This window comes from Vibrio sp. S234-5, assembly GCF_000960595.1.
Classification (GTDB): Bacteria; Pseudomonadota; Gammaproteobacteria; order Enterobacterales; family Vibrionaceae; genus Vibrio.
Map to the genome: position 1 here is coordinate 1 of NZ_JZAM01000097.1, position 1,750 is coordinate 1,750.

2 protein-coding genes are annotated in these 1,750 nt (G+C 38.6%); both read left to right on the forward strand.

Annotated elements, in window-relative coordinates; translation table 11 throughout:
- The first annotated feature begins 143 nt into the window (after positions 1–143).
- A complete protein-coding gene (locus UF06_RS25585) occupies positions 144–551 on the forward strand; it encodes a hypothetical protein (RefSeq protein ID WP_139046258.1) in 408 nt (135 codons plus the stop codon).
- A 514-nt stretch (positions 552–1,065) separates the two neighbouring features.
- Positions 1,066–1,494: a hypothetical protein gene (locus UF06_RS03645; protein ID WP_045569229.1), complete on the forward strand. Its 429-nt coding sequence runs from the start codon at positions 1,066–1,068 to the stop codon at positions 1,492–1,494.
- Positions 1,495–1,750: the final 256 nt, after the last annotated feature.

The following is a 1,750-nucleotide window of genomic DNA, read 5'->3' on the forward strand; positions in this document are numbered from 1 at the left end:
TGTGTTATAACAAACGCTTCAAGAGGGACAGCCAACGCGTGGCATTTTTGCTATGCGTTGGTTTTTGTGGTTACGGTGTTATGCAGTAAGTTGGTAGTGGCGTTGGCTGCCCCTTAAGCGGGCGTTAGGCATCAGAGGTAACTATGAATCATCAATCAGCATTTAAATCACTAATCGTTTTACAATTGTTCTTTTTACTTGTGTCTGTCGGGAGTGATTTTTATTTTTTAGACAGCTTACCAGTTGCATTAAAAGAATATGTTCAATTTGAACAAAACATTAATTTGAATACTTTTGGAGAAGTGTTGTTGCTTTCATTTATTCCTTTGTCACTGGTTTATATCGTTGCTTCAATATACTTATACCGACTAAAAAGTTGGGCTATAAAACCATATATTTATACTAATATCGCTTTGTTTGTGATGTCTGCATTTATATCTCCTACAGTGGGCCATGCAGTTACAATAGCTTCAGGATCTATATTTTCAGCGTTAATTGGTTTAACTGTTGGCTTCATATATTTAAGTGATGTGTTTAATACATCAGAGTAAATGCCTAACAAGGCGTTTAAACGGAACTAAAACAGTGGGTTACGTTTCGCTTCGCTACACATTATAACCCACAATTTTAGTCCGCTTAACGCGGCGTTAGTTGGCCGTAATGTTGATTGGCTTTGCATTAACAGATCAGGCAGTTATGAATTTGTTTTGAGTTATGAAATACTCATCCATTCTAATCTGCTGGCAGTTACAAGACTGCTCATTCAGCCGCAGTGTTGAGTCTGCCGCTAATAGAGCTTCGCTTTTTATTAAAACCTTAGCGGCATAAAGCTCACCAGACTTTTGCATGCTAAATACGGGCTTCATTCTTGTATTGGCTTTCGGCAACAAGCGGGGCAGTTGGGTTTTAGTAAAGTGTAATGTGTTGCAGTTTGTGTCGTTACAAAACGGCAACTAACAAGGCACTCAAACGGACTAAAAACAGTGGGCTACTGCGCTTCGCTTGTATTTTAGCCCACTATTTTTAGCCGCTTAGTGCGGCGTTAGGCGTACAATACGAGGTCACATGTTTATATTAAAGCATCAAGATGAAGATATTAAATACACCTTCAGCAAAGGCGGTTTTGCTATTGCCGATGGTAAGTTATTCTTATCTCTTGAATCTAAAGCTGTCGATGAAGAAGCATTTCCTGATTGCTATCTTTTTGCTATTGATGGTTTTGAACTTAGCAATGGCATAGAGAGCCAAATCATTAATATTTCGACGAATCCAAATGACGAAGCTCCAAATATTTATGTTTATACTTCCTTTCATGCCTGTGAAGTGAACGCTGAAATAAATTTAAAAGTACTTGATAGTACTCATATAGAAATTGAGTTTAACGTAATATCCGAAGATGTTAATTATTATAATGAAAAAGCAAAACCGAATCCGTTTATTGGTTCAACAAAGCTAACTCAAAAAAATAAAAACGAGCTGTGGTTGCCAGTGTAGCGCCTAACAAGCAATTTAAGTCGGAACTCCAACAGTTGGCTGAGTTCCGCTTCGCTCCACATTATAGCCAACTGTTTCCGTCCGCTTAATTGGGCGTTAGTTGGCCGTAATGTTGATTGGCTTTGCATCAACAGATCAGGCAGTTATGAATTTGTTTTGAGTTATGAAATACTCATCCATTCTAATCTGCTGGCAGTTACAAGTCTGCTCATTCAGCCGCAGTGTTGAGTCTGCCGCTAATAGAGCTTCGCTCGAA